The organism is Bradyrhizobium betae (assembly GCF_050632175.1).
In the GTDB taxonomy this organism is placed as follows: Bacteria; Pseudomonadota; Alphaproteobacteria; order Rhizobiales; family Xanthobacteraceae; genus Bradyrhizobium; species Bradyrhizobium betae_B.
Window position 1 is genome coordinate 3,426,177 of record NZ_CP192576.1, and the last position, 25,777, is coordinate 3,451,953.

General features: G+C 64.1%; 15 protein-coding genes and 4 pseudogenes. 13 read left to right on the plus strand and 6 right to left on the minus strand.

Features of this window, described 5'->3' with window-relative positions:
- Positions 1–145: 145 nt before the first annotated feature.
- From ACQ86E_RS16455 to ACQ86E_RS16490, 8 genes and pseudogenes are all read left to right on the plus strand, one after another.
- Positions 146–1,030, plus strand: a complete 885-nt coding sequence (locus ACQ86E_RS16455; protein ID WP_431206491.1) for a dihydrodipicolinate synthase family protein — start codon at positions 146–148, stop codon at positions 1,028–1,030.
- A gap of 209 nt (positions 1,031–1,239) precedes the next feature.
- Positions 1,240–3,567 carry a TonB-dependent siderophore receptor gene (locus ACQ86E_RS16460; protein ID WP_431206259.1) on the plus strand — a complete coding sequence of 776 codons (2,328 nt, stop codon included), beginning with the start codon at positions 1,240–1,242 and terminating at the stop codon, positions 3,565–3,567.
- A 63-nt stretch (positions 3,568–3,630) separates the two neighbouring features.
- Positions 3,631–3,711, plus strand: a pseudogene (locus ACQ86E_RS16465) (hypothetical protein); the annotation flags it as partial.
- 196 nt (positions 3,712–3,907) lie between these two features.
- A pseudogene (locus tag ACQ86E_RS16470) lies at positions 3,908–4,811 on the plus strand (PepSY-associated TM helix domain-containing protein).
- A 290-nt stretch (positions 4,812–5,101) separates the two neighbouring features.
- Positions 5,102–6,223, plus strand: coding sequence for a DUF1963 domain-containing protein (locus ACQ86E_RS16475; RefSeq protein WP_431206492.1), 1,122 nt, complete (start codon positions 5,102–5,104; stop codon positions 6,221–6,223).
- Positions 6,224–6,345: 122 nt separating this feature from the next.
- Positions 6,346–7,578, plus strand: coding sequence for a rhodanese-like domain-containing protein (locus ACQ86E_RS16480; protein ID WP_431206260.1), 1,233 nt, complete (start codon positions 6,346–6,348; stop codon positions 7,576–7,578).
- Between the two features lie 286 nt (positions 7,579–7,864).
- Positions 7,865–9,109: a phosphoglycerate dehydrogenase gene (gene serA / locus ACQ86E_RS16485; RefSeq protein ID WP_431206261.1), complete on the plus strand. Its 1,245-nt coding sequence runs from the start codon at positions 7,865–7,867 to the stop codon at positions 9,107–9,109.
- An 82-nt stretch (positions 9,110–9,191) separates the two neighbouring features.
- On the plus strand, positions 9,192–10,853 hold the full coding sequence (locus ACQ86E_RS16490) for a tannase/feruloyl esterase family alpha/beta hydrolase (RefSeq protein WP_431206262.1): 1,662 nt from the start codon (positions 9,192–9,194) through the stop codon (positions 10,851–10,853).
- A 37-nt stretch (positions 10,854–10,890) separates the two neighbouring features.
- On the opposite strand, the gene ACQ86E_RS16495 is transcribed toward ACQ86E_RS16490, so the two are convergent.
- The 3 genes from ACQ86E_RS16495 to ACQ86E_RS16505 are packed head-to-tail and all read right to left on the minus strand — an operon-like array spanning position 10,891 to position 15,529.
- Positions 10,891–12,705, minus strand: coding sequence for an ATP-dependent Clp protease adaptor ClpS (locus tag ACQ86E_RS16495; RefSeq protein WP_431206263.1), 1,815 nt, complete (start codon positions 12,703–12,705; stop codon positions 10,891–10,893).
- A gap of 15 nt (positions 12,706–12,720) precedes the next feature.
- Positions 12,721–14,334: a DHA2 family efflux MFS transporter permease subunit gene (locus ACQ86E_RS16500; protein WP_431206264.1), complete on the minus strand. Its 1,614-nt coding sequence runs from the start codon at positions 14,332–14,334 to the stop codon at positions 12,721–12,723.
- The gene (locus tag ACQ86E_RS16505; RefSeq protein ID WP_431206265.1) at positions 14,282–15,529 is read right to left on the minus strand and encodes an HlyD family secretion protein; all 1,248 of its coding nucleotides are present in this window, start codon (positions 15,527–15,529) and stop codon (positions 14,282–14,284) included. The genes ACQ86E_RS16500 and ACQ86E_RS16505 overlap by 53 nt, the downstream gene beginning before the upstream one ends.
- Before the next feature lie 142 nt (positions 15,530–15,671).
- Here ACQ86E_RS16505 and ACQ86E_RS16510 point away from each other — a divergent pair, with 142 nt between their 5' ends.
- From ACQ86E_RS16510 to ACQ86E_RS16520, 3 genes and pseudogenes are all read left to right on the plus strand, one after another.
- Complete coding sequence (locus tag ACQ86E_RS16510; RefSeq protein WP_431206266.1) at positions 15,672–16,280, plus strand: TetR/AcrR family transcriptional regulator; 609 nt, start codon at positions 15,672–15,674, stop codon at positions 16,278–16,280.
- A 44-nt stretch (positions 16,281–16,324) separates the two neighbouring features.
- A pseudogene (locus tag ACQ86E_RS16515) lies at positions 16,325–16,787 on the plus strand (MarR family winged helix-turn-helix transcriptional regulator).
- An 11-nt stretch (positions 16,788–16,798) separates the two neighbouring features.
- On the plus strand, positions 16,799–17,569 hold the full coding sequence (locus ACQ86E_RS16520) for an enoyl-CoA hydratase (RefSeq protein WP_431206267.1): 771 nt from the start codon (positions 16,799–16,801) through the stop codon (positions 17,567–17,569).
- A gap of 23 nt (positions 17,570–17,592) precedes the next feature.
- Here ACQ86E_RS16520 and ACQ86E_RS16525 read toward each other — a convergent pair whose 3' ends face one another.
- From ACQ86E_RS16525 to ACQ86E_RS16535, 3 genes are read right to left on the minus strand one after another with little or no spacing between them, the layout of a single operon-like run.
- Entirely contained in the window at positions 17,593–18,366 is a 774-nt protein-coding gene (locus ACQ86E_RS16525; RefSeq protein WP_431206268.1) for a hypothetical protein, read from the minus strand.
- A gap of 20 nt (positions 18,367–18,386) precedes the next feature.
- The gene (locus ACQ86E_RS16530) at positions 18,387–19,343 is read right to left on the minus strand and encodes a hypothetical protein (RefSeq protein WP_431206269.1); all 957 of its coding nucleotides are present in this window, start codon (positions 19,341–19,343) and stop codon (positions 18,387–18,389) included.
- A gap of 20 nt (positions 19,344–19,363) precedes the next feature.
- On the minus strand, positions 19,364–22,180 hold the full coding sequence (locus ACQ86E_RS16535; RefSeq protein WP_431206270.1) for a patatin-like phospholipase family protein: 2,817 nt from the start codon (positions 22,178–22,180) through the stop codon (positions 19,364–19,366).
- A gap of 384 nt (positions 22,181–22,564) precedes the next feature.
- On the opposite strand from ACQ86E_RS16535, the pseudogene ACQ86E_RS16540 reads away from it, so the two are divergent.
- Both ACQ86E_RS16540 and ACQ86E_RS16545 read left to right on the plus strand, forming a co-directional pair.
- Positions 22,565–24,648 (plus strand): annotated as a pseudogene (locus ACQ86E_RS16540) (methyl-accepting chemotaxis protein).
- 123 nt (positions 24,649–24,771) lie between these two features.
- Entirely contained in the window at positions 24,772–25,710 is a 939-nt protein-coding gene (locus ACQ86E_RS16545) for a dihydrodipicolinate synthase family protein (protein ID WP_431206271.1), read from the plus strand.
- Positions 25,711–25,777 lie beyond the last annotated feature (67 nt).

The window sequence follows — 25,777 nt, forward strand, 5'->3', positions numbered from 1 at the left end:
TCCGCCACGAAAGCGGAAAGGATTTGCGCCGCTCTTGTATGTAAGGTACAAGATAGAAAGTAAAGCAAAAACAGGGCGTCAGCGGGCTTCCCAGGATCTTCGCAGATCAGAGGCTTGGTCCGGGGTCGCAGCAAGGGGCGGTATGATGACGGAGGCAATTCGCGGGTTCTGGGTGGCGTCGGCGACACCGCTGGCAACGGACGGCAGCGCGGATTCCGCCAAGCTCGCTGCTCACGCCAGTCAGCTGTTTGGCAAGGGCGTCGACGGCGTCGTCCTGTTCGGCACCACCGGCGAGGGCACCTCGTTCAATGTCGGTGAACGCGTCGCGACCATCGAGGCGCTGCTCAAGGCCGGCGTCGCGGCGGAGCGCGTCGGCATCGGCGGCGGTTTTCCCGCCATCAGCGACAGCATCGCACTGACGCGCGCGGTGCTGAGCCTCGGCCTGCGCCACGTGCTGTACCTGCCGCCCTACTTCGATCGCAGCGTGGCGCCCGAAGGCATCGAGGACGCCTTTGCCACGATCTTCGATGGCGTCGCCGACGATCGCCTGCGCGCCTATCTCTACCACATCCCCCAGGTCTCCGGCGTTGCGATCCCGACCAGCGTCGCCGCGAATTTGCGCAAGCGTTACGGCAAGGTGGTTGCGGGTCTGAAAGACTCCAGCGGCGACTTCAAGCAGTTCCAGGCGTTTCGCGCAGCCAGCCCCGAGCTTGCCATCACCGTCGGCAATGAGGCCGACATCGCCCGCGCCATTGCTGGTGGCGGTGCCGGCACCATCTGCGGCATGGCCAACATCGCGCCGGAGCTGGTCAAGGCGATGATCGACGGCAAGGACGTCGAAGCGCGCATGCAGGCCGCGGTCGACATCGTGGTGAAGTCGCCATCCTTCCTCGCGACGCTGAAGGCCATTCTCGCCGCGCAGACCGGCGATGCAAGCTGGCTGCGCGTGCGGCCGCCGCTGCGCGCCCTGTCCGACGGCGCCGCGCTAAAGCGGAAGCTCGACGATCTGATCGCTCCTGCCATCGCGTGAGATCGCGCGATGCCGCGACGGGGCGACGCGAATTCGCGCGCAGCGTATCGCGCACGCATCACGGCAATTTGTGATTGCCGAGTGGCGTCGATCTCCGTTTAGAACGATTCAATACTAGAGCGATTCAACTCCGCATACGGTTCAATTCATTCGCCACGGTTGCTAGACGCGCAAGCTGGTAGCTGTTGCAGAATTGAAGTGGAGCGAAAGTGCGTGCGAATGCGGATGACCTGATCCGGGGTCATCGTGCCGGCAAGAGCCGTGCAGGTCTTCTCATCGGAGCGGCCGTGCTGCTCGCTGAACTCCCCTCCAATACGACGATCGCGCAGGCGCAATCCGCATTGCCTCCGGTAACCGTGGACGCTCCGGCGCAACGGCCGAAGCCCGTGCGGGCATCGGAATCATCGCTGCGTCGGACCCAAGCGGCTGCGCGTCAGCGCAACCGGAATGCCACCAACCCGGCTGCGCCGACGCTGTCCGAGCGCGCAGCGGCGGAAGCCGCCGCACAACAGGCCGCCAAGCTCGGCTATCGCGCGATGCCGAGTTCGACCACGCTGCGCAGCGGCGCCTCGCCGCTCAATACCTCGCAGGCCGTCAACGTCGTGCCCGCGCAGGTGCTGAGGGATCAACTGCCGCGCAACATCGACGATGCGCTCGGCAACGTCTCCGGCATTACCCAGACCAATACGCTTGCCGGCAGCCAGGACGCGGTGATCCGCCGCGGCTTCGGCGACAACCGAGACGGTTCGATCATGCGTAACGGCATGCCGCTGGTGCAGGGCCGGAGCCTCAATCCAGCCGTCGACAGTGTCGAAGTGTTGAAGGGGCCGGCCACGATGCTCTACGGCATCATGGATCCCGGCGGCATCGTCAACACCATCAGCAAGCGGCCCGAGCTTTATCAGCACGGCTCGGTTACGCTGCTCGGCTCGACCTATGCCAACAACCGAAGCGGCGCCGACGGCACCGTCGACATCACCGGTCCGATCGGGGACCAAGGCCTGGCCTACCGTTTCATCGGCTACGGGGTCAGCGAGGACTACTGGCGAAACTTCGGACGCCACCGCGAGATGCTGATCGCGCCGTCGCTAGCCTGGTACGGCCAGGACACCACGGTTCAGCTCAACTACGAGCACCGCGAGTTCATCTATCCGTTCGATCGCGGCACCGCGTTCAATCCGGTCACCAAAGCGCCGCTGGCCGTCCCCGCGACGCGCCGGCTCGACGAGCCCTTCAACAACACGTGGGGAACGTCGGATCTGATCCAGGCATCGGTCGAGCACCGCTTCAACCAGGATTGGAAGCTCTACGCCGGCTACAGCTACAACACCGAGACCTTCAGCGCCAACCAGCTCCGCATCACCGGCATCAATTTCACGACCGGCGCGGAGACGCGCAGCAATGACGGTACGCAGGGCTCGCTCAGCAATGTCAGCTACGGAACGTCGTACATTTCGGGAGGCTTCTGGCTCGGTAACATGCGTAACGAGGTGCTGTTCGGCGGCGATGCCCAGTATCGCACCATCTATCGCGACAATCTGATCCGACAATCGACGCCGTCCTTCAACGTCTACAATCCCATCTATGGATTGATCGGGCCGGGCACGACGGTGTCGAACAGCGACAGCGCCCAGACCGACAAGCTCGGCCAGTGGTCGTTGTTCTTCCAGGACACGCTGCACCTGACCGAGCGCTTTGCGCTGGTCGGCGGAGTCCGCTACATGGATTATGACCAGATCGCCGGGCGCGGAAAACCGTTCATTACCAACACCAATGTGTCTGCGGACAAGGTCCTTCCGCTTGGCGGCGCCATTCTCAAGCTGACCGATCAGCTCTCGCTCTATGCGAGCTACACGCAGTCGCTGAAGCCGAATTCGACGATTGCCCCTCTGGGCAATGGCGGCGGTGTCGTGCTCGGATCGAACATCGCGCCGGAAGAAGGGACGCAGTACGAGACCGGCCTGAAGTTTGATCTCGACCAACGTCTGTCAGGCACGCTCGCTGTCTATGACATCCAGAAGCAGAACGTGCTGGTCAACCAGCTCAACACGACGACAGGCCTGAACGTCTATTCGGCGGCGGGCAAGGTGCGTTCGCGCGGCGTCGAGCTCGACATCACCGGTCGCCTCTCCGACAATTGGAGCATGATAGCAAGCTACGGCTATACGGATGCGCGGGTGACCGAGGATCCGACCTACGTTGGCAAGCAATTGCAGAATGTCGCGATGAACACGGCCTCCCTGTTCCTCGTCTACGATTTCGGTACGGTCTTGCCAGGACAGCTCCGAGTCGGAGGCGGTCCGCGCTATGTCGGTGATCGGCCCGGCGACGCCTTGAACACGTTCGTGCTACCGTCCTACGTGGTCGCCGATATCTTCGCCACCTACGAGACCAAATACCAGAACCTGCCGGTGATCTACCAGTTCAACGTCAAGAACCTGTTCGACACCGTCTACTATCCCTCCGCCGTGAGCAATCTGAACGTCGCAGTGGGCGATGCGCGGCGCTTCTCGCTCGCTGCCACCGTGAAGTTCTAGGCATGGAGATGCTCCGCAAGCCCTTCGAATGCCGAACCATCGGGTTCGGGAAGGTCGGTGTCGATGCGTAAGGCGTGGCTCACGATCAAGGCGGCCCTGTTCCAGGTCCACTCCATCGCGGGCCTTATCCTCGCGCTGCTGCTCGCCCTGATCGCGCTGACCGGTTCGGTGATGAGCTTCGAGGATGAGATCGTCGAGCGTCTGAACGCCGGGATCATGCAGCTCACGCCGCGTCAGGGGCCGGCGCTGATGCCGGACGAGCTGGTCGCGCGGCTGGAGGCGGCGCAGGTTGCGGGCAAGGTCGCCGCTGTCACGCTCTCGAGCCGATCCGTCCGCGGCGGTGCGTGTCCGTTTCGGCCGCGACGAGCAGGGCACGCGGCGCGCCTCGCTGTATATCGATCCTTACGACGCCCGCGTGCTGGGTTCACCGCGCGGCGAGGAATTTTTCGCGACCGTCCGCCGGCTGCATCGCTGGCTGCTCATTCCCGGCGATGCCAAGGGCTGGGGGCGCCAGATCACCGGCATCGCCGCGCTCGGCCTCGTCGTCATGCTCGTCACGGGTCTCGTGCTGCGCTGGCCGCGCCGCGCCGGCAGCGTGAAGATGTGGCTGAAGCCCAATCTCGGGCTCAGCGGCCGCGGTCTGCATCGGTCGCTGCACGCCGTGATCGGCACCTGGGTCCTCCCGATCTATCTGGTGATGACGCTTACGGGGCTGTGGTACTCGTTCGACTGGTACAAGGACGGCGTCGTCTGGCTGCTGTCGCGCCCGCATGTCGCCGCCGCGAAGATGCAGCCGAAACAACCGCGCGCGCCCGGTCGTTCCGAGCCGGTCCAGCCAGTGGGATCTCGATCGCGCATGGTCCACGTTCCGGCAGGAGGAAGGCGGGCGCTTTTCCAGGGCCTTGCTGACGCTGCCTGCGGGTCCGGGCACGGCGATCCGGATCCGGTCATGGGGGAAGGACTCCACGCTCGACACCACCCGCGACGAATTCCGCATCGATGCCGTTACTGGTCAGTTGGTCTCGGCCGAGCGCTACGCCGACAAGAGCTTCGGCGAGAGGATCATCGCCAACGTGCTCGACATCCATCGCGGCGCAATCCTGGGCCTGCCCGGCAAGGTCGCGTTCATGATCGCCGCGGCCCTGATGCCGCTGTTTTCGGTCACCGGACTCCTGCTCTATCTGTCGCGGCGCAAGCTGCGGCGTCCAGCGCAGCCGCTCGGGCGACTCGTTCCCGGCGAGTGATTCTCTGCAGCGAGCTTGCTGACCTGGGTAGCCGAAGCCGGATCGCTCTGCTGCAGACAAGAAGCGCTTGTCTAAGGCATATTGGAGTGGTTCGATGCGGCTCGTACACGCCAAGGTTTTTGGGAAGGCGGGGCAATGTCGGAACGAGACGAGCTTGAAGAGACGGCGCTGCCCGCGGTGCTCGTCAGGCGCAACGATTTGCCTGTGCCGTTTGCCCATCCGGCGCGTAGTTTCTTCGGCGGTCTCCCCGGCTACCCCCGCAATTCGCGTGGCCAAAGGCGGACGTCAGGATCAATGTCGAACCGGAGACAGTCGCGCTCACTTTCATGGCGCAGATCGACCTCACGGAGGTGTCTGCCTCGAAGTGGTCGCCGCTTCCAAAGCGCGGCACACTTTATTTCTTCTGCAGCTCCGTGTTTGTCGACGAAGGGAAGCCTCTCTGCCGTGTCCTCTATAGCCCCACGGATGGCAACGCCTTTCCCGAACGAACGCCACCGTCCGACCTGATGCCACTCGCCGACCCCAACGGCATTCCCCAGGTCGAATGGCTTGATCCGCTCCTCGATCTCCATTCCAAGGTCGAGTTCAAGTATCCGCTCACCTTTCGGCCTTTCCAGGATTTCGACTTTCGCGACGATGCGGTCGGAGGCGAAATGCTGATCGAGTCGCTTCGCCGGACGCTGGGCCCGGGTGAACCCGATGCGGGAGACTTGCTGCAATACCGAATGGTGGAGGATTATGCGAAAGACGACGATTGGCCCTTCAACTGGCTGCTCATCACACATGTCGTCCGGTCGGTGTTGTGGTGCATTCGGCGCGAGCTGACCCGAGAAGCTCGTAATACGTCGCTGACCGACGAGATGGCGACAGAGCTGCAACGCATTCGCGGCGGTACCATTGGTTGGCTCGAGCGCTGCCGGGCATTGACCCCGCTGGATGACGTCGATGTGGACACCAAATCTGCATTTCGCGCTTGGTGGCTCGGCCTTGCCGAGGCCTATGGGAGGATGGGCGGGCAGGTGTCCACATTCTCATTTGCAGCGGATCTCGGTCATGCCATCAACTACACCATCCGTTGCCTGGCGACCCAGAGTGCCGGCGCCTGCGATGACGTCCCTCTCAGCTATCTCGCCAATCTGGCACGGCAAAATCATTGGAAGGTGCCGATGGTGAAACACGGCCAGAAACGTCATTTCAGCTCGTCGATTCATCAGATGCTCGGCTATGGCACCGGACCCCAAAATGCCGTCGAAGAGCATATGGAGGACTTATTGCTGCTTGGTATCCAGGGAGATCCGGCATTTTTCAATTGGCACGCCAACACATGGGCCTGGCTTCATTTCTGGATCGATCCCGACGCGCTCGCCCAGCTGGATTTTTCAAGGGTCGTTGCGACATACGAATGTGACTGATTGGCTGTGACATGTCGTCCGCTTCAGAGGCACATGCGTTCATGCCTCCATTCTCGGGCGGCTAGCCAAGCCGGGCGCAATCGTTCAAAAGCCATGGTCTGTCCCTCGCCAAGGTCCATGCCATGAAACTTCCATCCGTCACCCCCGCCGATGTTCGCCGCGCTTTGCTGCTCCGCGAGGAGATCGCGCTGCTCGATCTCCGGCATGAGGCCGGCTTTGCCACCGGCCACCCGCTGTTTGCCGCCAACATGGCCGCGGACCGGGTCGCCATCGAAGCCGAGGTGCGGCTGCCGCGCAAGGACGTGGCGATCGTGCTCTATGATGACGGCGAGGACCTCGTCGCCACGGGCGCCGAACGCCTTGCCGCGCTCGGCTACACCAACGTCAGTGCGCTCGATGGCGGGCTGAAGGCCTGGCGCGCTGCGGGCTATCAGGTGTTCGAGGACGTCAATTCCTATTCCAAGGCGTTCGGCGAGCTGGTCGAATCGCGCAGGCATACGCCCTCGTTCAGCGCCGACGAGGTGGCAAAACTGATCGCGGACAAGGCCAACATCGCCATCCTCGACGTCCGCCGCTTCGACGAATATGCGACCATGAACATTCCAGGCTCGGTCAGCGTGCCCGGTGCGGAACTGGTGCTGCGGGCGGGGCAGGCCGCGCCCGACCCCGACACCACCATCATCGTCAACTGCGCCGGACGCACCCGATCGATCATCGGCACCCAGTCGCTGATCAATGCCGGCGTGCCCAACAAGGTGCGGGCGCTGCGCAACGGGACCATCGGCTGGACGCTGGCGCGGCATAGCCTCAACCATGGCGCCGATAGGCGCGGCGCGATCGGATCGTTCGACGGCGGCCCGGCCAATGCCCGCGACGTCGCCTATCGGGCCGGCGTCCGCCATATCGGTGCGGGCGAGATGGCGGCGCTTGCTGGGCAGGCCGATCGCACGCTGTATCGCTTCGACGTGCGCGACGCGGACGAATATACGGCCGGCCACCTCCCCGGCTTCCGCCATTATCCGGGCGGCCAGCTCGTTCAGGAGACCGACATGGCCGCGCCGGTGCGCGGCGCGCGCATTGTCCTGACCGACGACAAGGGCGTGCGCGCCGACATGACGGCATCCTGGCTCGCGCAGATGGGCTGGGAGGTTTATGTGCTCGAAGGCGGCTATGACGGCACGCTCGAAATCGGCCCGCCGCGCGTGCTGCCGAAGCCCGACCCGGCGCACCGCTACCGCCGCCCCTATGAAGGCACCGACGTGGCCGAGCGTGCGATGCAGGCCTATCTCGACTGGGAATACGGATTGGTCGAGCAGCTCCGGCTCGACGGCACGCATGGGTTCTATGTGATTTGACCCTCAATACCGTCACCCCTGAGGTGGCGGCCCCTTCGGCGGCCCTCGAAGGGCGACGGCCCGGCTGTTCGCCGTGCGGCTGCATCGGGGCCGCTCATCCTTCGAGGCGCGCAAGGCGCGCGCCTCAAGATGACGGGGATTGCTACTGTGAGCGCGGGGATAACGGGGCCAGGATACCAATCATACCTCCCGTCCCGCCATCTTCTCCCCGTATCCGAACCCTATTGTGCTGCGTCTCGTCCGCGGTCTATGAGCTGCGGGCAAAGCAGCTACCTACGGAGATTCGATGTCAGCCCCAGGCCAAAGCCCTGAGCGGAGCGCGAAGGCGCTGCTGCTCGAAGGCGTCAACGACAGCGCCGTGGACCTGTTCAGGATCGCAGGCTTCACCAATGTCGAGCGGCTGACGAAGGCGCTGGATGGCGAGGATCTGCGGCGGGCGCTCAAGGGCGTGTCGCTGCTCGGCATCCGCTCGCGCACCCAGATCACCGATGACGTGCTCGCGGCGGCCGACCAGCTTCTCGCGGTCGGCTGCTTCAGCGTCGGCACCAACCAGGTCGATCTGCTGGCGGCGCGCAAGCGCGGCATTCCCGTGTTCAACGCGCCGTTCTCCAACACGCGCAGCGTTGCCGAGCTCGTGATCGGCGAGATCGTAATGCTGCTGCGGCGGATCTTCCCGCGCTCGGTGTCGGCCCATGAGGGCGGCTGGGACAAATCGGCGACCGGCAGCCGCGAGGTCCGCGGCCGCACTCTCGGTATCATCGGCTACGGCAATATCGGCTCGCAGCTCTCGACGCTCGCCGAAGCGATCGGCATGCGGGTGATCTATTACGACCGCACCGACAAGCTTCGCCACGGCAATACCGAACCGGTCGAGAAGCTCGAGGAGCTGCTGGCGCAGAGCGACGTCGTCAGCCTGCACGTGCCGGAGACGCCGGAGACCGCGGGCATGATCGGCGAAAAGGAGCTTCGGACGATGAAGCCCGGCTCGTTCCTGATCAATAACAGCCGCGGCACCGTGGTCGATCTGGACGCGCTCGCGGACGCCTTGCGCGACGGCCATTTGGCTGGTGCCGCGGTCGACGTGTTTCCGGTCGAGCCGTCCTCGAATTCGGATCGCTTCAAGAGCCCGCTGCAGGGCCTTGGCAATGTCCTCCTCACACCGCATATCGGCGGCTCGACCGAGGAGGCGCAGGAGCGCATCGGCGGCGAGGTGGCGCGAAAGCTGGTCGACTATTTCATCACCGGCTCGACCATGGGCGCGGTGAATTTCCCGGAGGTGCAGCTGCATCTGCGTCCCGCCGGCGCGCGTTTCAGCCATGTCCATCGCAACGTGCCCGGCATGCTGCGGCGGCTGAACGAGGTCTTCCTCCAGCGCGACATCAACATCGTCGCGCAATACCTCGAGACCGCGGGCGACCTCGGCTATGTCGTGCTCGACGCCGATCTCGCCGGCCAGGATTCAGCGGCGCTGCTCGCGCAGATTCGCAGCCTCGACGGCACGATCGGTGCGCGGCTCGTATTCGAGCACTAGCTTTGTTGACGGCCGGCGGAAGCTCGCATTGAATGCGGCCTGCTGACGGATTGAACGAAAACACAAGAACCGGGTGGAAACGATGACGCTGACAAGAGCGAAGCTATGCGCATGGCTCGTGGGCACGGCGGCCGCGATGGGCGCGAACGGCGCGTTCGCGGTGACGCTGGCAGAGGATGCGGATACGGTCTGCAAGGGTCTGGTCGGCGGCGCGGAGGCCGTGAAGATCGACGCCGCGACGTTGCTGGCACCGTCGTCTCTCGCGATTGCCGAACGTGGACCGACTCCGTCGGGGCGCGTCACGCCCGCCAATCCCGCGTTCTGCAAAGTGCTCGGCCATATCGACCCCGTCGATCCCAAGGCGCCGCCGATCAGGTTCCAGGTCAACCTGCCGGTCGAGTGGAACGGCCGCTCGGTGCAATATGGCGGCGGCGGCTTCAATGGCGTGCTGATCACGGGCCTTGGGCTGCCGCCGGCCTATCCGTTCGACAAGCCGTCGCCGCTGGCGCGCGGTTTCGTCACCTACGGCACCGACTCAGGCCATGAGACCAAACAAGGCGAGCCGCCTCAGGTGTTCGCGCTGAACGACGAAGCCTTCGAGAATTTTGCTCACCGCGCCTACAAGAAGGTGCGCGATGCCGCGGTTGCGCTGATGCAGCGCGCCTACGGCAAGAAGCCGGAGAAAATGTACTTCATGGGCTCGTCCGAAGGTGGTCGTGAAGGCCTCACCATGGCGCAGCGCTATCCCGATGATTTCGACGGCATCTTTGCGCGCGTGCCGGTCATCAACTGGGTTGGCTTGCAGCATGCCGGCACCCGCTCGGGGCTTGCGACCATGGGCGAGGGCTGGATCAACCCGGCGCAGGTCAAGCTCGTCGGCGACGCCGTGCGGGCGGCTTGCGACAAGGCCGATGGCTCCGACGATGCGCTGGTGCAGGATCCCGTGGCCTGCAAGGCGGCATTCAAGGTCGAGACGCTGCGCTGCGAGTCCGGCAAGACGGGCGATCAGTGCCTCACCGACGCACAGATCAAGGCCGTGAATACGCTTCATGCGACCTACAAATTCCCGTTCGCGCTCGCCAATGGTCTCGACGATTATCCGGGCTGGGGCGTTTCGGGCGAGGATACGCCCTCGGTCGGCCCGACCGGCGGCTGGGTCGCGTGGTGGCTCGGCACGGCACCGCCCGCGCAGCCGCCTGCGCCCAATAACGGCATCGCCTGGATCTACGGCGCCGGCGGCATTCAATATGTGTTCGCACGCGATCCCAAGCTCGACGTCACCACCTACAAGCCCGAGGACCACAAGGCGCGCTTGCTCGAAGTCTCCCGCCTGATGGATTCGACCGATCCGGATCTGAGCCGCTTCCGCGCCCGCGGCGGCCGTCTCATCATGCTCGAGCACATGGCCGACTACGCGCAGAGCCCTTACGCCGGTATCCGCTATTTCGAGAGCGTCGAGCGCAAGCTCGGCAAGGCCGAGACAGCCGAATTCGCGCGGCTCTACACCGCGCCCGGCGTCGACCATGTCGGCTCCGGCGCGCCGGCCAATGTCGACATGCTGAGCGCGCTGGTCGACTGGGTCGAGAAAGGCAACGCGCCCGGCGACCTCGAGGTGAGCGAGCAGAAGGTCGAGGCGCCGTCATTCGCGGTGTTGCGCGCGCTGCCGCTGTGCCGATGGCCGTCATGGCCGCATTACAAGACAGGACCGGTGACAGAGGCGTCAAGCTTCGCCTGCGCGCCGTAAGGTGAATGCAATGCAAGGAGACCGTGATGGCGGCAGTTCATCCCGCCGCCATCGCTTGTGCACCTCCCAGCAACTGCGCATTCAGCCGCCCGCCGGAGAACAGCATGTCGTCCAGTGCCTCGTCGATATCGGCCGAGATGACAGAGTGACCACCATCGCGTGCGAGACTCGCTTGCGCCAGCCGTCGCATCAATTCCTTGATGAACGCACAACTCGTACCTTCGCTGCGCCGGGCCGCCTCGGCGACGACCGTGTCCTCGATTGGCAATCCTTTGCCGTAGAGTCGGACCAGCTTGCCGCGGCCGGTCTCGTCGGGAAGCGGTACTTCGATCGCCTGATCGATGCGGCCGGGGCGACCGGCGAGGGCTCCTTCGAGGTCCTCAGGGCGGTTGGTGGTCAGGACGAACAGGATGTCCGCATCCTGCTTCAGCCCGTCCATCTCGTTGAGCAACTTGTTCAGCATGGATTCTTCACACGGGCCCATGTCATCGCGGTCGCGGGCGATGAGATCGACATCCTCGATCACGACCATGGACGGCTGAAGCAGTCGCGCGAGGCTCATATAGGCGCCGAGAAGGCCAATCTGCTCGGCCGTGATGATCAGCGTCGTATGTCCGGGCAAATGGGTCGCGAGATAGCGGATTGTATGAGTCTTGCCGGTGCCCGGCGGCCCGTACAGCAGGATGCCTTTGCGTGTCGACTGGCCGAGCCGGCGCAATTGATCGCGGATGCCGACGAAATTCAGCACGTTGCGATCGAGTAGCCGCAGGGTCTCTTCCGGCAGGATCACCTCGCTACGAGCGACCGGCGGCAATCGGTGCACCGTGATGCCGCGCGAGCGTCCGCGATAATCGGAATCGGCATCGAGCGACAGGATCTTGCCCCGATAACTCCGCGCCGTTTGCACGGCCTCTTCCAGTTCGCCGAAGCATTGCTGGACCAGGGCCGCGCCTGCGGAACCCGACGGCACCAGGATCTCGATCCGAATTCCGGGTTCGCGGCTGTACTCGCGGTGAGCGCACAGCAAGACCGCGTGGCGCAGGCCATCCTGCTCGCACAGCCATAGTCCGTTGTCGAGACACTTGGCGGGGCTCCTCTCGCCGACATCCACGTCGGAATATTGCAGCGGGGCAATCGCGACCGCATGGCGGCCCTCCTTGAGCAGACGCGAAATTGACAGAGTCTCGTAGCGCTGTTCCTCGTTCAGACCGAACAACCGGATGGCCCTGCCGAAGAGCCGCTCGACCGCCGCCTGGACATCGACCCGCATGTGGCCGGGAAATTGGCGGATCGTGGTCACGAGTTTGCTGCGCGCGGTGCCGGCAAAGTGCCAATCGAGGACGTCGCAGGCAAAGTCGAAATCGTCTTCCTGTTCGCTCGAGGGCTCGCCCGCTGCGCGCATGCACTCGCTGCACAGCCAAACGGTGCGGTTGCCGATCCGAACGTCCGTCTGTCCCTCTGGCTTGCCACAGAGCTCGCAGGGAGTCTTGATCGCCTCGAGCGTGACCTGCAATCGGTGGCCGGCCAGGCCGATGGATTGTTGCGCGGATTTGAAAAGGGCTTCGGCGACGGATTGCGGGTAAGGCCCGCACACCGCCTTTTCCTTCTGCTCGATCTGAGTGATCAGCGCGGTCGCTTCGCGCTCCGATTTGCCGAAGACCTGACGGAGCAGATCCATCACGAATTGGTCCGGCGTATCGTCGTCATTATGAATGACGATATGGGTCGCCTGACTCTCGCCACGCATACTATTCATCACGAAACGTCTCCTGAACAATCTATGATTGAACAGAACAAATAAGGAACATAAAAACAAGCGGTCGTCAAGCGCGACGGCCGCAACAAATATCAATCGATGGGCGAGTTGCTAATGCGCCGGCCCGCCCGCCGCTCTCACCCGTCGCGTCAGCAGCACTGCAATGGCGGCGAGCACCAGCACCGCGCCGATCACCGCGAAGGTGTCGGAATAGCCCATCACCAGCGCCTGGCGCTTGACCGTCTTGCCGAGCGCGATGATGGCCTGCTCGCGCGCGGCGTTGGGGTCGGGCATGCCATGGGCCATGAAGTAGTCCGTCATCTGCGCGAGGCGGGTGCGGACTTCCTCGCGGCCGAGCGTGACCGACTGGCCGATGATGTTGGAGTGGAATTGCTCGCGCTTGGTGATGATGGTCGCGAGCGTCGCCGTGCCGATCGCGCCGCCGAGGTTGCGGAACATGTTGCTGATGCCGGAGGCTGCAGCCGCATCTTGCGGCGGGATGCCACCGGTCAGCACCGAGGTCAGCGGCGTCAGCACCATGGCCTGTCCCACGGCGCGCACGATGTTTGGGATCCAGAGCTGGTCGCCGGCATAGTCCGGCGACATCGCCGTGTTCATGAAGCAGCTATAGGCGAAGATCAGCAGTCCGGTCACCGCGATGTAGCGGGTGTCGAAGCGCTGCATCAGCTTCGGGATCAGCGGGATCAGCACCAGCTGCGGCAGGCCGGTCCAGGCCAGCACGTTGCCGATCTGCTCGGCATTGTAGCCCTGCGCCTGGCCGAGATAGGCCGGCAGCATGTAGACCGAGCCGAACAGCGCGAAGCCGACCATCGTCATGGCGATGGTGCCGAAGCCGAAATTGCGCTGCGTCAGCAGGCGCAGCCGGATCAGCGGCTTTTCAATGGATAGCTCGATCACGACGAACAGCGTCAGGCTGACCGCCGCGATGATCGCCAGCCTGACGATGAAGGGCGAGGAGAACCAGTCATCCTTGTTGCCTTCCTCGAGCACGGCCTGTAGCGCCGACAACCCGATCGCCATGGTGAAAATGCCGGCCCAGTCGCCCTCCTTCAGAAGGCCGAGCTGCATCTTCTGCTTCTCCAGCGTCAGATAGAGTGCGGCGACCATGATGGCGGTCGGGACCACGTTGACGAAGAAGATGGTGCGCCAGCCGTAGTTTTCCGTGAGATAGCCGCCGATGGTCGGGCCGATTGCCGGCGCGAATGTGACTGACAGCGCGAAGATCGCGAGGCCGACCGGCTGCTGCGGCTTCGGCAGCTTGGTCAGCACCAGCGTGAACGCCATCGGGATCAGCACGCCGCCGGCAAAGCCCTGCAGGCCGCGCATCGCGATCATCGACGGCAGATCGTGGGTGAAGGCGCAGGCGACAGAGAAGGCAGCGAACAGCGCCGCGCTCGCCAGCATGTAGCGGCGGAACGAGAACACGCGGCTGAGATAGTCGGTCAGCGGGATCACGATGATCTCGCCGATCAGATACGACGTCGAGATCCAGGAGCCGTTGTCCGCGCCGGTGCCGATGCCGCCTTCGATGTTGAGCAGCGAGGCGTTGGTGATCTGGATGTTCAGGATCGCCATGAACGAGCCGATCATGGCGGCGAGCACGGCGATCCAGGTTGCGAGGCTCGCGCGGTTGGGATCGGCGGCGGGCCGATCAGACGTCGCGGCCGATGTTGCTTGCGTCGAAACTGACAGGCTGTTTGACATGGCACGACCCTCCGGAAACCAGCTTTGCTTTGGGCGCTGCCGCAGCATTCGCGGCCGGCGCGGTCGAGCGTGTTGCGATGGTCGGAATCACGGACATGCCGGGCCGAAGCGCAATCACGGCGCCGTGCGCGGCATCGAGCGCAATCTTGACCGGGATGCGCTGCACCACCTTGGTGAAATTGCCGGTGGCGTTGTCGGGCGGAAGCAGTGCGAATTCCTGGCCGCTCGCCGGCGCGATGGAATCGACGCGGCCGTGCACCACCTGGCCCGGGAACATGTCGACCTCGATGTCGACGGTCTGGCCCGGCACCACGTGCGTAAGCTGCGTCTCCTTGAAATTGGCGATGACATACGCGCCTTCGGCCGGCACGATCGACATCAATTGCGTGCCCGCCTGCACGAACTGGCCGACGCGCAAGGAGCGGTTGCCGACCACGCCGTCGATCGGCGAGACCACGCTGGTGTAGCCGAGGTTCAGCTCGGCCTGGTGCTGTACGGCCTCCGCGCGAGCCGCGGCCGCCCTGGCCTGCACGATCTCGGCCTTGAGCAGGTCGATCTGCTTGAGGGCGGAGGCGAGGTTGGCATTGTCACGTTCGAGCGTTGCCTGCGCCGAGGCGATGCGCGACTGCGCCTGCTGCGCATTCTGAAGGCTGCCGGAGCCGCTGGCGGCAAGATCGGCGTAGCGCTTGTTGTCCTGCGCCGCGAAGGTGAGGTTGGCCTGGTCGACATCGAGCGTGGCGCGCGCGGCCTTGATCACGGCCTGCTGCACCTCGAGCTGCGCTTCCTTGCTGGCGATGGTCGCGTTCGCCGCCTGCACGTCGGCACGGGCCTGGTCGAGCGCGACGCGGAAGTCGCGATCGTCGATCCTCGCCAGCACCTGGCCGGCCTTCACTTGCTCGTTATCGGCGACCAGCACCCGGCTGAGATAGCCGCTGACCTTCGGTGCGATGGTGGTGTTGTCGGCCTTCACATAGGCGTCATCGGTGGAGACGAGGTACTGCCCGATGGTCCAGTAGTCGTAGCCATACCAGCCTGCGCCGGTCAGCGCGATAATCGCGGCACCCGTCAGCAACAACTTGCGCAGATTGAGCTTTTGCCGGCGGACGCCGGCCGATGCGGCGGGCAAGACGCCCTCCGGCGCGGTCGCGGGAAGGGCCGTCTGGGCGGCAGCGGATGGGGTGGTGTGGACAGTCATGGCCGGCTCCCCTGATTTAGGAAACTTGATAATTTCCAAAATGAGACTAGCTTTGGAATTGTCAATGGAATGACAGGCATCATTTAAAGACATGGCTCAGGCAAAATCGTCAGGTGAATGCCGCCCGCGCGGACGGCCGCCGGTGCGCAGCGACGAAGAGACGAGGCAGATCGTGCTCGAGGCCGCGCGGCACGCCTTTGCCGGCGATGGCTATGCCGCGACGAGTACCGAAGAGCTGGCACGCAGCGCCGGCATCTCGACCAAGACGCTGTATCGTTTGTTTCCCGGCAAGGCCGTGCTCTTCGAGGCGATGTGCGCAGAGCGGCTCGAGCGGTTGCTCTCCGTGGTCGATCTGCAGGCCAGTGACGAGGTCGACCTCGAAGCCGGCCTGCGCGCGGCGCTGCTGGCCTGTGCCGATCTTGCGCTCGATCCGGAGGTCGTAGCGTTGCAGCGCATGGTGCTGCAGGAATCGGCTGCGTTCCCGGAACTTGCCGCGAACTTCTACAGGAACGGCATCTCGCGTACGGTCAAGGCCCTTGCCGGCTGGTTGCGCGTCCAGTTGAAGAAGAAGCGTATCGCGCTCGATGATGTCGATGAAGCCGCGGGCATGCTGATCGGCATGGTTGCCTCGGCGCCGCAGCGCGCGGCGATCTATGGCGGCATACCATTGCCGTCACGGAAGCAGATTGAGCGCCGGGTCCGGATCTGCGCGGCCCTGTTCCTCCACGGCTGCCGCGCCAACTCGCCCTAGCGGCAGCGTTTGACAACGTGGCCCGCCCCGAGTAAATACTTCGCATGCGAAATAAAGACGCCGCGGCGAGGCATCCCCGGCTGATCTATCTGCTGAATGTCGCGCAACGCCGGTTGCAGCGCTGGATGGCGGCGCAGCCCTCGAGCCGAGGTGACGCCGGCGCAGGCGGGGCTGCTGTTCATTCTCGGCAAGCAGGACGGCGCGCTGATGGGCGAAGCGGGCGCGGCGCTCGACATGGGGCCGGCCGGGATTTCCGGTCTCGTCGACCGCAGTGCTGCGGCAAGGCTGGTCGAGCGGCGGGCCGATCGCGAGGACGGCCGGGCCTGGCGCGTGTGGCTGACGCCGAAGGGACGAACCGCGCTGGCGCAGGCAAAGACCGATGCGGCCGGGATCAACGCGGCATTGACGGAAGGATTTACCAGCGCGGAGATCGACATCGTCGCGCGCTGGCTGACGAGCATTCAGGACAAATTTCCAAGAGACCCTTCGCGAGATTTAGAGGAATAAGGAGCCGACAAATGACTGACCTGGTCCGGATCGAGAATAACGGCGGAATTCTCACCCTCACGCTGGCGCGCCCCGACAAGAAGAACGCGCTGACCGATGCGATGTACGGCAAGCTCGCCGACACCATCGAATCCGCCGAGTTCGATCCCTCCGCCCGCGTGATCCTGATCCGCGGCGAAGGGGACATGTTCACGGCCGGCAACGACGTCGGCGAGTTCGCGGCCGTGGCGGCGGGCAAGTCCGAGGGCAGCCGCAACGTGATACGCTTCATCCAGTCGCTGGCACGCTGCACCCGACCGCTGGTCGCAGCCGTCCAGGGCCGTGCCGTCGGCGTCGGCACCACGATGCTGCTGCACTGCGACCTCGTGGTGCTCGCCGACAATGCGCAATTGTCGACGCCCTTTGTCAGCCTGGCGCTGGTGCCGGAGGCCGCCTCCAGCCTGCTGATGCCGGCGCGTATCGGTTACGCCCGCGCCTATGAGATGTTCGCGCTCGGTGAGACCGTGCAGGCGAAGGCCGCGCTCGACTGGGGCCTCGCCAACCGCGTCGTGCCGCTCGACAAGCTCGATGCCGAGGCCCTTGCGCTCGCCCAGCGGCTTGCCCGCCAGCCGGCCGGCGCGCTCACCGCCACCAAGAAGCTGATGCGCAATGGCGAAATGTTGCTGGCGCAGATGCAGGCGGAAGGCGAGCAGTTCGCCCAGCGGCTGCGCACGGCCGAGGCGCGCGAGGCATTCACCGCGTTCGCCGAACGCCGCCCGCCGGATTTCACCAGGGTCGCCTGATCCGATCCAGCCTCATTGAAAGCTTACCACGGCATCCATGAGGCCTGGCGCGTCGTCAGCCACAGCGAGCCGACAAGGATGAGGTAGGCAACGAGAGCTACCAGAAACACCATCGGGTTACGCAGTAGGTAAGCTAGGAACCCCTTCAGGAAACCCAATCGGTCCCGCGTTTGCGGCAACGCCTCTGCGCGAACCGTCGTACCGGCTGTCTGCGATTTGCGCGTCAGCCGACGAACGACGAGCCCGATCGTCAGTGCGGCAGCCAGTGCATACCCATAGCCCACCACGTGTGTCAGGAAGCTTTCCTCGTTGAGGTTCAACATCCAACTGGCCGCGTCGATCGTCACTTGACTGCTGCGCTTCTGGAGCAACTCCATCGAGATACCGATCGAGGCCGACAACGCAATTGCGGTCAGTGCGAAGCACGAGATGATCGCATCCATCCATGCTCGAAGGGTAACCTTGCGCGTTGAATGGGTCGCGTCGGCGGTGTCGGCCGACACCAGCCGCGTTAGCCCCCAAAATGCGAGATAGGTGGTGATGACGACGGCGACGACGTAGAGGACGATGGTGAAGAAGTAGATCGGATAGATTGTGACCAGTCTGCCGAGTCCGCCCGGATGGGTGCGGAACAGGTAGAACACGAAGGGCATGGCGACCCAGATGAGAGCGGCCAAACCACGCTCGATCTGGCGGTTCTGTGCCACAAGACCGCTTGGGAACAGCAGCCACTCGAACGAGCGCGAACTCTGTGTGCGTCCTGCGGTAGCAGCCCCGATTTCCGACATCATTGTCACGGCGTCATCCTCAAAGGGAGCTATCGAGCCTTCCAGAGCACGCTGACCGGTTGCAAGTTACTACCCGGGACCTTGCGGAAGCGAATCTTCGTCAGGTGCGGCCGCCAATCCTCTTCCAGTCCCATCACGGGACCACCTGACCAAAAGCTACTCTTGACCGGTATCGGAACCGTAAAGCCAAAGCAGGCCGGGGCTGCAGGCGGCTGGCCGGTCGCGATGGTGAACTCCATCGTATAGGCCGCGCGTCGCTCGTTGCCCCGACCAATACTCTGCGTTGCCTCCACGCTGTTGGGATCTTTGAAGATGGTCTTGATGAGTCTGGGATCGTCGGGGATCTTCTCGAACCCGTAGGCGTCCCAGCGATTCGGTCCCGATACGGCCGTGTCGTCCGTCGACGGGCAGCCCGGTAACTCGACGTCCATGTGCAGGCGGTTTCGAATCTTGGCGCTGCGCGACAGGGTATCGGTCGGATCGATCGGATGGTGCTCGGCATATTTATAAAGCGTGACGTTGCGGTCTTCGAACGACGTAAACGTTTCCAGGGCGACGTTCGGCGAGCATTTTGTCTTGATCCCAGGCCGCCACAGCGTCACGAACTTCGCCTTGAAGCGTTCGTAATTCGCGTCCGGCGTTTCCACGGTTTCGGTGCGGACGCTCCACACCGCCTCCTCGCCCGGCCGCATGATCGCGCCGCCATTTGGAAAGTAGAAGAAGCGCGCCGCCGTCTGGTAGGGAAGCGGAGTGCCGTTGACCCGGACGAAGCGCCGGCCGTCGTTGAGCTGGCCGCCACGCAATCCGGGATCGATCGTCGCATAGGGCGGGTAGAGCACGAACAGCCCGCCGCCATTGCCTGCAAGCTGACTGCATACGGTCCGGTCTTCATCCCAATTGGGCATTTGCGCCATCGCTGGCGCGACAGCGGCCAATCCGAGTGCCTGCAGGATTAGTGCAGCGCGGCCGAAGCGGCGGACGGTCATGGCGTCACCGCCTCTAAGAGTCAGAGCGACCATCGACGGAATCTCCTCAGGGATGTCGCGGGCTTTGCGGCGGCCGGCTGTTTCGAGGCTGCTTCGCCGATTGCGGTGATGAACTCGCGTATGCCTTGAAAGGAGCCGGCGGGGACTATCGAATCGATCGAGTACTCGCCGAGCGCCCGGTAGGCCTCGAACTGGCTTTCGCCGAAAAACTGATCGGTCGTCGGCTCATGGGGAAACAATTCGCTGGTCGAGGCATAGCCTCGCACCGAGAGCGGCGCCTTGTCGTTCCGGCACGGCTTCACGTACAGCAGCGTGCCCTTGCGATCCGGCTGCTCCGGATAGGTAATCTCACCGATCGCGAAGCAGGGTGACGTGTCTCCGCCTTGACCAGTGATGCCGAACGACTTGAACCGGATCCGTGTACCAAAATCCAGCTCGGCTCGGCGTACGGCATTGCCGAGATCCGTAAACGCCATCTTGTGATCCTCGCCGCCGTCGCTGACGACGACCAGGCGGCAGCGCCGGCGGATCATCTCGTAGAGGCCGAGGTTCTCGAAATGCCCGCCATCCGACAGGTAGACGTAGCGCCGGTCGACGGTCGTGATTCCCAGTGCCTCGCAGACCAGCGGCACGGCCGAGATCACGGGCCCGGAATGCCGGAAGATCTTCTGCCCGCTCGGTCCAGGATTGCCGTACCAGGCGCCGAGTCGGACATTGAAGAGCGTCATCAGGATGCTGTAGGCCGGTGAAGAATTGTAGCCCATGTTCGGACTGACTGCTGCGCCGGAGATCGTCATGGCGCTGCCGAGCGACAGCCTGTCGCCATACTCGTCGGCGCGGCGATAGAAGCCGGTAAACCTGGACGGTTCCTCGCCGATTGTCGTTGGCCGGCCGGTGGCCTCCTTGTCCGCCTCCGACCAGCCCGGTTCCCCGGCGCCGATCCAGCGGGCGGTGGCCGTGAATGCAATCGCCTTGCGCTCCTGCCACGCGAGCTGGCTCGAGCCGACCACGTTGAGCGATATGTTGACGACGTGAAGCGGTGGCGCCGCCCCGGCTTTCTTTCGTGGCGCCATTGCGACTCCCGGCCAGATCGTGGCGAAGTCGACATTGTCGGACGTGTCGAAATCGGTGAGTTCGTTCGGTTCCCGGTCGTGGTGCGAGGCGCCGAGAAAGGTTCGGATCAATCGGTTGCGATATAAGCCGTGCATCGAAAAGCGATTGATGTTCACGTAATACGATGTGAGCATTCCGACAGCGAGAACGGCGATGCCGAGCAGGGTGAGGTGAGTGGCCGAGAGGCGGAATATCCACCTTGCATCGTCCGCGAGCATGCAGAGCGTGATCCAACAGGCCGAATTTGTCTGGGCCTGTACGGAATCCCTTACCTGCTCCGCGGGCGGTAGCAGCGGCCCGTCGAAGATCGCAAGGTCGATGGCTACCGAAATCGCAACAACGAGCGTGACGACGCAGACAATCGTGGCGATTGCCATCAAGAGGTCTCGCGGCACGTCTTTCCAGGACGCGATCTTGTCTTTGATCGTAGCGGCTGTCTGTTTCGCCTGCGCCAGCAGCGCCGTGACGGCGCCGGACAGACTGCCGATGCCGGCCAGTGTTGCCGCCGCACTCTTCGGCGTCGCCGCCTCGGCGCTCTTCATATAACTGAAGAACCACGCCGATCCGATCAGGACTAGCCCGAACAGGATCAGCCAAGCGGTGGCCGCCAGCATGTGATGGCCGGCGGCGCGTGCAAGCCACTCCCTCTCGGCATCGCTCCAGTGAAACGCGTTGGTGAGCGCGACATAGAGCACCTCGCCCAGGAACAATGCGAAGATGCAGATCGGTGGCCCGAGTAGGACGAACACATGTTCGGTCCGGAGCAGATCGAATGGAGTCGGAAGCAGGGCAGCGCCGAAGATCGCCAGGCCGAACAGCGCAGCGCCGACGGTCCAGCTGGCGAGCATCGAGAAGACGATCCAGCCTCTCCTGCAGAGCGTCAGTTGATCGTTCGAATTCTTGACGCGGGCGAACTCGGAAAAGTATAGCGCGATCAGACAGGCGAGAAGACCGGTGGTCGCGCCGATGGCGGCCAGGAGGCCCACGGTTGAGAGGGCATTGGCCGTGTCCACCCTCGGCAGAAAGCCCATCGCCGCCGCAGTGGCGAGACCCGCACCGAGCAGCATCGGAAGGATCTCGAGGTGGTAGAAACTCCACAATCCCGAATCCGCGGTCTCGCCATGCGGCCCTGGCCGCTGACCGACGGAGTCGACGAAGCTCAGCCCCATGCACGAGGCGGCAATGATCGCGACGAAGCCGCTGGTGTCCTGCGACAGGCTCCAGGCACCGATCGTCGCGAGCTTGACCAGAACGATCGCACAAACGATGACGGGGAGGATGACGAGCCAGTTCAGCAGCAGGTTGCGCAGATACAGGATGATGTTGGCCAGTCGGTCGGCCGAGAGCAATCCTGTATGCGGGTTGAGGTAGTTGCTGTAGCTGCGCAGATGGCGCAAAGGCGAGGCCGGATCGGTCGAGTGCTTGCCACGCAGATGCTCCAGCACCTCGTCGAAGCCGGCGCGCTGAACCCAGGCGACGAGAAAGCTGCCGGCATAGCCGCCGCCGGAGACGGTCGACAGATAGTCGAACTTGTCGAGCAAGCCGCGTTTGGCCAGTCCCTGGAGCACGCCCAGGGCAAACGCCGCGCTGCGGATGCCGCCGCCGGACAGACACAGCGCTGAGAGCGGAGTGTCGAGCACGGCTGCTTGCGCGTAGTACGTCTGCAGCTTCTGTTCGGTGTTGACGTTGTTGATGGGACTCGGCGGAGCGACCGTGGCGGGCATGACGCTTCCATGCGCGCGGCGCGTCTGGATTATATTCAGCTCGTCCTGGAGGACGTCCCCAACGTCCCAAATCATCAATCCACCTGCTGTCGAAATTCAGCGTTGAAAATCAAAAAATAAGACGTCGGCGGCAAAGGCTCTAATATCGTTAGTCGCCGCCAGCCTTCATGTTAATTGATATTTTCGAAGCAGACAATCTGGGATAGAGGGGGCGCTTTGCCACAGAATGGACGATTGGCCGCCCCCCGGGGGCTGCCCACGGCGTCTTCTAGAAGCGCCGGCCCCACTCATTGTGGAACTCCGACAATTCGATTAAACCTTAACGGAACATTGGCATGTCGCGGTGCAAGGTGGCCTCTCTCGCAGAGTAGGCCCCTTGACCCCATGGCAATGTTTAAGAAATCGGTAAGCTCGCTTCTCTTGACCTTGATGGCTCTGCTGGCGGCCGGTGCGCTGGCCGCGACGGCGATCCAGATGGTCGGGGCGTTCGGTCGCTACAGCGAGAGTCTCGAGACCGAGCGGCTTGCCGCCGCCGACAAGGCGATCTTCCAGGGCGTGCTGTCCTTGCGTAACAATCGCGGTGATGCCCAGAGCGCCATTCTCGGCGAGGACGATCCCAAGGCAAAACTCGCCGAAGCCGAGAAAGCCGAGCAGGGCGGCTATGACGGCATCGGTGCGGCGCTCGCCACTGTCGATTTCGCGCGCCGCGACGAACTCGCCGGCACGTTGAAGCAGCGCTGGAACGACGCCGCGCCGCAATTCCAGCTATTTTACGACGAAGCCAAGCGTCCGCGTGCCGAGCGCAAGATCGAGCGGACCATGCCCTGGTACGATCTCGGTCACCAAGGTGATCGAAACGGCGAACCTCGCTTCCACCGCAGTGTCGAACCGCGCGTGGATGAACGATCCCTTCATCGCCCGCATGATCCAGGTCCGCCGCCTCGCCTGGCAGGTGCGTGATCGCTATGGAATCCATTGCTCGATGCTGCGCTCCAACGTCAACAGCAGCAAGCCGCTGGACGACAACCAGAAACGCCAGTTGGCGCAATGGGACGGAACCATCGGTTCGGGCTGGGCCGGCATGGCCGAGTTGCTGGCCGCGCCTGACGTCACTGCCGACCTGGTCACCGCGGCCAAGGAGGCGCAGGCGAAAACCAATGGCGTTCTGAAGCAGATCGGCGAGCTCACCAAGAACTTCGACGGTAGCGGTAAGTCCGCGATGCCGGCCTCGGAGTGGAATACGCTCTGTCAGTCGCCGTTCCCGCTCATCGTGGGCGTCGCGACCAAGGCGCTGGACCAATCAATTGCGCGCGCCGAGACGATTCAGGCCAAGGCGCTCACCAATCTCGTCCTGCAGTCGATCGCATTCCTGGTCGCGCTCGCCGTGACGCTGGCCGGCGTCTACGTGGTACGGAACCGCCTGATGCGTCCGGTGCGGGCCATCCTCGATGCGATCGCCCGGATCAGTGCGCGCGACTATGCGACGCCGGTTCCGCAATCCGCATATCCCGACGAATTCGGCACGATGGCTGCCGCGCTCGAAAGCCTGCGCGAGAGCGCCGCGACCGCGGAGCGTCTGGGCCAGGAACGCGAATCGCAGCAGGCACTGCAGCTCGCACGCTCCGGCACCGTGGATGCCGCGTGCCGCAGCTTCGACGACACCGTGCAGGCCGTCATTCACAGCGTCGCGGCATCGGCGCGGGAGCTCGATGGGACGGCCACGGGCGTGCGCTCGCTGGTTGCCGAATCCAGCAGCCAGACCGCGGCGGTCTCCTCCGCGGCCGAGCAGGCCACCAACAATCTCGAAACCATCGCGGCTGCGACCGAGGAGCTCTCGGCGTCCGTCGGCGAGATCTCCGCACAGGTGCAGTCCAGCGCCCGCGAGGCCCGTGAAGCTGTCGCGCAGGTCGAGCAGACCAACGCGACCGTCGAAATCCTCGATCAGACCGCGAGCCGCATCGGCGAGGTCGTGAAGATGATCCACGCCATCGCCGGCCAGACCAATTTGCTGGCGCTGAACGCGACCATCGAGGCCGCGCGTGCCGGAGAGGCCGGCCGCGGCTTCGCCGTGGTCGCGGGCGAGGTCAAGAGCCTCGCGGCGCAGACCGCGAACGCAACGGAAGAGATCTCGCGGCAGGTCGAGGAGATCCAGGGGGCGACGGGGCAGGCCGTCGTCGCGATCTCGCTCCATCGGCGGCGCCATCAGCGGCATCGACGAGAAGATGACGGCGATTGCAGCGGCTGTGGAGGAGCAGCGCGCAGCGACCACCGAGATCTCGCGCAACTTCCAGCAGGCTGCGCAGGGCACCCGCGAGGTCACCGATACTATCGGCGGCGTCGCCAAGCTCAATCAGGAGACCGGCAACGCCGGCACGGTGCTCACCGACTCCGTGAAGAAGATGTCAGCCGACGCCGATCGTCTTCGTACCGCGGTCGAGGGCTTCCTCGGCGCGGTGAAGTCAGCCTGACGCTCTCTCCCCTGTTCCCACCGCGCGCAGGTCGGCATTGCCGCCGATCCGAGCGCCGGGTACATCTGTGACGCCGCGCCAGCGCGGCGACGGACGACAAGAACATCAGGGATGGAGAGTTCGATGCCGGTCACCCCCAACAAGGTCCAACGCCCCTATCGCGGCGTGTTCCCGGTCGTGCCCACCATCTTCGACGAACGCGGCGAGCTGGACCTGGAGGGCCAGCGCCGCTGCGTCGACTTCATGATCGATGCCGGCTCGCACGGCCTCTGCATCCTCGCCAATTTCTCCGAGCAGTTCGTGCTCACCGACGCCGAGCGCGAGGGCGTGATGCATGCGGTGCTGGAGCATGTCACAGGCCGTGTACCCGTGATCGTCACCACAACCCATTTCAGCTCGGCCGTCTGTGCCGCGCGCAGCAGGCAGGCTGAAGCGGCCGGCGCGGCCATGGTGATGGTGATGCCGCCCTATCACGGCGCAACCTTTCGCGTGCCCGAGAAGGGCATCGTCGAATTCTTCAAGGTGCTCTCCGGCGCGATCACCATTCCCATCATGATCCAGGACGCACCGGTCGCCGGCACGCCGTTGTCGGTCGAGCTGCTCGCGCGGCTGGCGCGCGAACTCGCCAACATCCGCTATTTCAAGATCGAGGTAGCAGGGGCTGCATCGAAGCTGCGCAGCCTGATCGAGGCGGGCGGCAAGGACATCGAAGGTCCGTGGGACGGCGAGGAGGCGATCACGTTGCTCGCCGATCTCGATGCGGGCGCCACCGGCGCGATGACCGGCGGCGGCTATCCCGACGGCATCCGCCAGATCATCGATCCCTATTTCGCCGGTGAGCGGGAAAAGGCGAAGGCCGCCTACGAACGCTGGCTGCCGCTGATCAATTACGAAAACCGCCAATGCGGCCTGATCGCCTGCAAGGTCATGATGCAGGCCGGCGGCGTCATCAAGTCCGACACCGTGCGCCATCCGCTGCAACCGCTGCACCCGGCGACGCGCGCGGGGCTGCTGGAGCTGGCTCAGGAGCGCGATGCGCTGGCGCTAAGGTGGGGGAAATAAGGCTACTCCGCCGTCATTGAGTCTCTCCGTCGTCATTGCGAGGAGCGAAGCGACGAAGCAATCCAGG